The following is a 6,893-nucleotide window of genomic DNA, read 5'->3' on the forward strand; positions in this document are numbered from 1 at the left end:
GGTAGTTGGTAGTTGCTCGCCCCCAGGTCGGGCTCACTTCGTGTAGCCCTCCCACCCCCTACCGGGGGCAACACCAGCGGCCCGGCGAAGCCGGTTCCGCGGTGTTTCACCAATAGGGGCCGGGCTGCGCCGGCCCCTGTCCGGTGGGTCAGGTCAGGGTGACTTTGGCGAATTTGCGCTTGCCGACCTGGACGACGTAGGTGCCCTGCGGCAGCTTGAGCGCCTTGTCGCTGATCACCGTCGAGTCGACGCGGACGCCGCCGCCGTCGATCAGGCGGTTGCCCTCGGAGGTCGAAGGAGCGAGGCCGGCCTGCTTGAGCAGCTGGGCGATGCCCAGCGGGGCGCCGGCCAGCGCGACTTCCGGGATCTCGTCGGGAACGCCGCCCTTGCTGCGGTTGATGAAGTCCTGCTCGGCGGCCTCGGCCGCCGCGGCGCTGTGGAAGCGGGCGGTGATCTCCTTGGCCAGAGCCACCTTGGCATCCTTCGGATTGCGCCCGCCGTCGATTTCGGCCTTGAGGGCGGCGATCTCCGCCAGCGACTTGAAGCTCAGCAGCGTGTACCAGCGCCACATCAGGGTGTCGGAAATCGACAGCACCTTGGCGAACATGGTGTTCGGCTCCTCGCTGATGCCGATGTAGTTGTTCTTGCTCTTCGACATCTTCTCGACGCCGTCGAGCCCTTCCAGCAGTGGCATAGTGAGTATGCACTGCGGCTCTTGCCCGTATTCCTGCTGAAGGTGTCGTCCGACCAGCAGATTGAACTTCTGGTCGGTGCCGCCGAGCTCGAGGTCCGACTTGAGCGCCACCGAGTCATAGCCCTGCATCAGCGGATAGAGGAACTCGTGCACCGAGATCGACTGGCCGGCCTTGAAACGCTTGTTGAAGTCGTCGCGCTCCATCATCCGCGCCACGGTGTACTTGGCCGCGAGCTGGATCATCCCGCGGGCGCCCAGCGGGTCGCTCCACTCGGAGTTGTAACGGATCTCGGTCTTCGAGGGGTCGAGTACGAGACTCGCCTGTTTGTAGTAGGTCTGGGCGTTGGCCTCGATCTGCTCGCGGGTCAGCGGCGGCCGGGTGCTGTTGCGTCCCGAGGGATCGCCGATGGTGGTGGTGAAGTCGCCGATCAGGAAAATCACGGTGTGGCCGAGATCCTGCAGCTGGCGCATCTTGTTGAGCACCACCGTGTGGCCGATATGGATGTCCGGCGCCGTCGGATCCAGGCCCAGCTTGATGCGCAGCGGCGCGCCGGTCGCCTCGGACCGCTGGAGCTTGCGCACCCACTCGTCCTGGGGAAGCAGCTCGTCGGTTCCACGGAGCGAAATTTCGAGGGCCTGTCCTACGCCTTCAGACAGACTTGTGCTTGTAACAAAACCGGGGTTCATTGGGCTTTTTGCCTGTTTTAACTATGGCCGAAGCTATACTCAGCCCGACTTTTCCAAGCGCCGGATTCTAAGCGGCGCTGTGAACGCACCGTCCTGCCGCCCGTTCGACACGGTCCTTGCAGTACGGATTTGCAGAACCTGAGCTGGAATTCGAAGTTTGATCAACGGCATTCTTGCCGCCGAGGAGCTGATTGCTTCGCGCGTGGCTCACACATTTCGGACCTACCCCAAGCAGATCACGGCTGCGATCGCCGCGTTGCTGCTGTCCGCCGGCGGCGGTGCCTTCGCCGTCGCCTCCCTCGGCCCGGATGCGGCCGAGCTCCCCGTCAAGCAGGTCTTCGAGGCCGTCGCGCCGGCCACCTCCTTTGCCGACCAGCTCGAGGCGCTGGACGCCCACAGCTTCACCCTGTTCCGGACCGAAATCACCCGCTCGAGCGACACCGCCGAGGCGCTGCTGCAGCGCCTGGGTCTCGCCGATCCGGACGCGGCCGCCTTCGTCCGCGGCAATGCCGAAGCGCGCGCCGCGCTGCTGAGCCGGCCCGGCCGCACCGTGACCGCCGAGGCAACGCAGGAGAACGCGCTGAAGAAGCTCAGCGCCCGCTGGATTCCCGACGGCGATGGCGGCTTCAAGCGGATGGTGGTCGAAAAGACCCCCACGGGCTTCAGGGCCCGCACCGAAGCCGACGTCCTGGCGCCGGGCACCCGGCTCGCCAGCGGCGTCGTCCGCACCTCCCTGTTCGCAGCCACGGACGACGCCCGCATCCCCGATGCGGTCGCCAGCCAGCTGGCCGACATCTTTTCCGGCGACGTCGACTTCCGCTCGCTGCGCAAGGGCGACCGCTTCGCGGTGGTCTACGAGACCCTCGACGCCGACGGCCAGGCGCTGCGCACCGGGCGCGTGCTGTCGGCCGAGTTCGAGAGCAACGGCAAGCTCTATCAGGCGCTGTGGTTCCAGGAGCCCGGCCAGAAGGGCGGCTACTACCGCCCCAACGGCGACAGCCTGCGCCGCGCCTTCCTGAGCTCGCCGGTCGAGTTCTCGCGCGTGACCAGCGGCTTCGCGATGCGCTTGCACCCGATCCTGAACAGCTGGCGGCAGCACCACGGCATCGACTTCGCGGCCCCCACCGGCACCACGGTGCGCGCGGTCGGCGACGGCACGGTCGAGTTCGCCGGCACGCAGAGCGGCTACGGCAACATCGTCATTCTGAAGCACCGCAACAAGCAGGAAACCGCTTACGCACACCTGAGCCGCATCGACGTCAAGGTCGGCCAGAGCGTCAGCCAGAGCCAGGCCGTCGGTGCCGTGGGCTCGACCGGCTGGGCCACCGGCCCGCACCTGCATTTCGAGTTCCGGGTGAACGGCGAATACCACGACCCGGCCACGATCGCTCAGCAGGACGGCGGCGTTCCGATCACCGCAGCCTCTCGTCCCGCCTTCGAGCGGCTCGCCATCGCCACGCGCACCGAGCTGTCGGCCGCGTTCTCGGTCGTCCAGGCCAGCGCGGACTGACGCGCGGCGGCCAGTCCCCGTCCCCACGCTCCCGCAACCCATGGCTGAACTTTTCATCGGCCTGATGTCGGGGACTTCGCTGGACGGCGTCGACGGCGTCCTGGCGGACTTCTCGAACGACGGCATCGCCGTCCAGGGCTACGCAGCCGCACCCTTCCCCATGGGCTTGCGCGCCGAACTGATGGCGCTCAATACCCCCGGCAACAACGAGTTGCACCGCGCCGCCCTTGCCGGCAACGGGCTGGCACGGGTCTATGCCCGCGTGGCGAAGCAGTTGCTGGAGGATGCCGGCCTGCCGGCCGACGCCGTCACCGCGATCGGCGCCCACGGCCAGACGGTCCGGCACCGGCCCGGCGAGTTCGACGAGGTCGGCTACACCCTGCAGATCAACAACCCTTCGCTGATCGCCGAGCTCAGCGGCATCCGGGTGGTGGCCGATTTCCGCAGCCGCGACCTGGCGGCCGGCGGCCAGGGCGCGCCGCTGGTGCCGGGCTTCCACCGGGCCCTGTTCGCCCGCGACGACCAGGCGGTGGCGGTGCTGAACCTCGGCGGCATCTCGAACCTGAGCCTGTTGCCGGCCGGCAGCGGCACCGTGCTCGGCTTCGACTGCGGACCGGGCAACGCGCTGATCGACCACTGGTGCCAGACCCACATCGGCCAGCCCTACGACGCCGGCGGCCAGTGGGCCGCCAGCGGCCAGGTGCTGCCGGAGCTGCTCTCGCGCCTTCTGGCCGAGGCCTATTTCGCCAAGGCGCCGCCCAAGAGCACGGGCCGCGACCTGTTCAATCCCAATTGGCTGGCCGCGCACCTGGGCACCTCGAAAGCCGATCCCGCCGATGTGCAGGCCACGCTGGCCGAGCTGACGGCCAGTACCTGCGCGGCCCACCTGCAGCGCTACGGCGCCGACAGCCGGACGCTGATCGTGTGCGGCGGCGGTGCGCTCAACCTGCATCTGCTGGCACGGCTGCGGGCCCTGCTGCCGACCGTGGAGGTGGTGTCGTCCGCCGAGCGCGGATTGCCGCCGCAGGAAGTCGAAGCCGCCGCCTTCGCCTGGCTGGCGCGCGCCACGCTGCAGGGCCAACCCGGCAATCTCGCCAGCGTGACCGGCGCCCGCGGCGCCCGGGTGCTCGGCGCCATCTACCCCTGAGGTTGGCTCGCCCCCAGGTTGGGCTCACTGCGTGTAGCCCGCCCACCCCCTACCGGGGGCAACACCGGCGGCCCGGCAAAGCCGGTTCCGCGGTGTTTCACCGGCGGGCCTGGCTGCGCCGGCCAAGTCCCTGGGTTTGCCGGGTGCGCACGGTGCGATCGTTCGGGGGGCGGGCAGCAAAAAGCCGCCCGGAGGCGGCTTCGTGAGGCATGCGCCTGAAGGACGTCAGGCCGAGAAGCTCGATCCGCAGCCGCAGGTGCTGGTGGCGTTCGGGTTCTTGATGACGAACTGGGCGCCCTGCAGGTCTTCCTTGTAGTCGATCTCGGCGCCGAGCAGGTACTGATAGCTCATGGCGTCGATCAGGAGCGACACACCGTTCTTGGTCATGGTGGTGTCGTCTTCGTTGGTGATCTCGTCGAAGGTGAACCCGTACTGGAAGCCCGAGCAGCCGCCGCCCTGCACGAACACGCGCAGCTTGAGGTCGGGATTGCCTTCTTCGGCGATCAGGTCGGCGACCTTGGCGGCCGCGCTGTCGGTGAAGACGATCGGCTCGGGCATCATGGCCGGGGTCTGGATGGTTTCTGCAACGGCGCTCATTGTGAGAGGACTCCTGTGGGGCCGAATACTGCGGCCGATCGACGAATGCTACTTCAATCAACAAAAAACCGCCCGAAGGCGGTTTCTTGTCATTGCGAGCGGTAAGCCCAAAACGCCTTTTATTAGCGCTTCGAGAACTGCTTGCGACGGCGTGCGGAATGCAGGCCGACCTTCTTACGTTCGACTTCAYGCGCATCGCGCGTCACGAAGCCGGCCTGGCTCAGCACCGGCTTGAGGGTCGCGTCATAGTCGATCAGCGCACGGGTGATGCCGTGGCGCGCCGCGCCGGCCTGACCCGATTCACCGCCGCCTGCGACGTTGATCATGATGTCGAAGGCTTCGACGTTGTTCGTCAAAAACAGCGGCTGCTTGGCGATCATGATGGAGGTTTCCCGGCCGAAATAAGCCTGGATGTCCTTGCCATTGACCGTGATCTTGCCGGTGCCCTTTTTCATGAACACGCGGGCGACGCTCGATTTGCGACGGCCGGTGCCATTGTTCCATTCACCAATCATTCTCAAGGCTCCTTACAGTTCCAGCACTTTGGGCTGTTGGGCGGTGTGCGGGTGCTCTGCACCGCCGTACACCTTGAGTTTCTTGATCATCGCGTAGCCGAGCGGGCCCTTGGGCAGCATGCCCTTGACGGCTTTTTCCAGGGCGCGGCCCGGGAACTTGGCTTGCATGTCGCGGAAGTTGGTGGCACTGATGCCGCCCGGGTAGCCCGAGTGGCGGTAGTACACCTTGTCGATCGGCTTGGCGCCGGTGACGCGCAGCTGGGCTGCGTTGATGATGACGATGAAGTCACCGGTATCGACGTGAGGCGTGTAAATGGCCTTGTGTTTGCCGCGCAAACGGAGAGCAACTTCGCTGGCTACTCGTCCGAGGACCTTGTCGGTCGCGTCAATCACAAACCACTCGTGCGTCACGTCAGCGGGCTTGGCGCTGAACGTTTTGGTCATGAGTTTTCTCTTTCGAGGGTTTGACGGGCCCCACGTGAGCCCGCGAACGTCTGGCCCTTTTCCACGGTCGGCGTTCCTCTGGCGGGAATCTCTTAGGTGGGTTGCCGGTTCCCGCGCAAGCGGGTTCCTGTCTTCGCCGCGGGGCCACAAAGGCGCTGCGAAGCCCTCCATTATACGAAGAATCATCTTTGAGGCGCAATCAGGACCCAGATCGGGCGGCCAGACCGTTACCATCCAGGGATGTTTAGCTACCGCCACGCCTTCCATGCCGGCAACCACGCCGACGTGCTCAAGCACACGGTGCTGATTGCCACCCTCGAGCATCTGCTCGAAAAAGAAGCGGCGCTGACCGTGGTCGACACCCACGCCGGTGCCGGCCTCTACCGCCTCGATGGAGACTACGCCGGCACCAGCGGCGAAGCGGCCGAGGGCATCCTGCGGCTGCTGGCGCCCGCCAAGGCCGCACCGGCACCCGTGCCCGGCGCAGCACCGGCCAGGAAAACGTCGAAGAAGCCCACCGCCGAGGCGGAGGCCCCGCTCGCGGACGCCCTGGCGCGCTACCTCGAGGTGATCAGCGACTTCAACCCCAAGGGCGGCGCCAAGATCTATCCGGGCTCGCCCTTCATCGTGCATCACCTGCTGCGCGAGCACGACAAGCTCAAGCTGTTCGAGCTGCACCCGACCGACGCCCGCACCCTCGACGCCAATATCGCCCAGCTCGAGGCCGGCCGCCAGATCGCGGTGCTGCGCGACGACGGTTTCGGCAGCGCCACCAAGTTCCTGCCGCCGCCTTCACGCCGCGCCCTGGTGCTGTGCGACCCGAGCTACGAGATCAAGAGCGACTACGCCCGGGTGCTCGACTTCGTGGCCGAGGCACTCAAGCGTTTTGCGACCGGCACCTACGCCGTCTGGTACCCGATCATCCCGCGGCCGGAAGCGCACGACCTGCCGCGCCGGCTCAAGACCATGGCGACCAAGGCCGGCAAGTCGTGGCTGCACGCCACGCTGACGGTCAAGTCGAGCAAGATCACGACCGATGCGACAGGCGTCACGCACCGGCCGGGCCTGCCCGCCAGCGGCATGTTCCTGATCAATCCGCCCTACACGCTGAAACCGCTGCTGGCGGCCGCCCTGCCCCAGATGGCCGAGCGGCTGGCGCAGGACCGGAACGCCACCTTCTCGCTCGACAGCGGCGGGTAGCTGTTGCTCGCCCCCAGGTTGGGCTCACTGCGTGCAGCCCGCCCACCCCCGGCCGGGGGCAACACCAGCGGACTGGCAAAGCCAGATCCGCGGTGTTTC

General features: G+C 66.9%; 7 protein-coding genes. 3 read left to right on the forward strand and 4 right to left on the reverse strand.

The features are described 5' to 3' along the window. Nucleotides 1–148 precede the first annotated feature (148 nt). The gene (gene tyrS, locus AC1D2K_RS26640) at nucleotides 149–1,381 is read right to left on the reverse strand and encodes a tyrosine--tRNA ligase (RefSeq protein WP_478092344.1); all 1,233 of its coding nucleotides are present in this window, start codon (nucleotides 1,379–1,381) and stop codon (nucleotides 149–151) included. A gap of 157 nt (nucleotides 1,382–1,538) precedes the next feature. Here tyrS and AC1D2K_RS26645 point away from each other — a divergent pair, with 157 nt between their 5' ends. Together AC1D2K_RS26645 and AC1D2K_RS26650 are read left to right on the forward strand one after the other, a co-directional pair. Continuing rightward, on the forward strand, nucleotides 1,539–2,891 hold the full coding sequence (locus tag AC1D2K_RS26645; protein ID WP_478092346.1) for a peptidoglycan DD-metalloendopeptidase family protein: 1,353 nt from the start codon (nucleotides 1,539–1,541) through the stop codon (nucleotides 2,889–2,891). 40 nt (nucleotides 2,892–2,931) lie between these two features. After that, complete coding sequence (locus tag AC1D2K_RS26650) at nucleotides 2,932–4,038, forward strand: anhydro-N-acetylmuramic acid kinase (RefSeq protein ID WP_478092347.1); 1,107 nt, start codon at nucleotides 2,932–2,934, stop codon at nucleotides 4,036–4,038. 225 nt (nucleotides 4,039–4,263) lie between these two features. Here AC1D2K_RS26650 and erpA read toward each other — a convergent pair whose 3' ends face one another. From erpA to rplM, 3 genes are all read right to left on the reverse strand, one after another. Further along, on the reverse strand, nucleotides 4,264–4,635 hold the full coding sequence (gene erpA / locus AC1D2K_RS26655; RefSeq protein WP_442283613.1) for an iron-sulfur cluster insertion protein ErpA: 372 nt from the start codon (nucleotides 4,633–4,635) through the stop codon (nucleotides 4,264–4,266). A 122-nt stretch (nucleotides 4,636–4,757) separates the two neighbouring features. Further along, nucleotides 4,758–5,150 carry a 30S ribosomal protein S9 gene (gene rpsI / locus AC1D2K_RS26660; protein WP_478092350.1) on the reverse strand — a complete coding sequence of 131 codons (393 nt, stop codon included), beginning with the start codon at nucleotides 5,148–5,150 and terminating at the stop codon, nucleotides 4,758–4,760. 12 nt (nucleotides 5,151–5,162) lie between these two features. After that, nucleotides 5,163–5,594: a 50S ribosomal protein L13 gene (gene rplM, locus AC1D2K_RS26665; RefSeq protein ID WP_158723893.1), complete on the reverse strand. Its 432-nt coding sequence runs from the start codon at nucleotides 5,592–5,594 to the stop codon at nucleotides 5,163–5,165. 240 nt (nucleotides 5,595–5,834) lie between these two features. Between rplM and AC1D2K_RS26670 the strand changes: the two genes are divergently transcribed. Beyond that, nucleotides 5,835–6,794 (forward strand): 23S rRNA (adenine(2030)-N(6))-methyltransferase RlmJ, encoded by a 960-nt coding sequence (locus AC1D2K_RS26670; protein WP_478092351.1) that lies wholly within the window; start codon nucleotides 5,835–5,837, stop codon nucleotides 6,792–6,794. Nucleotides 6,795–6,893: the final 99 nt, after the last annotated feature.

Source organism: Variovorax sp. P1_H12_2 (assembly GCF_056405335.1).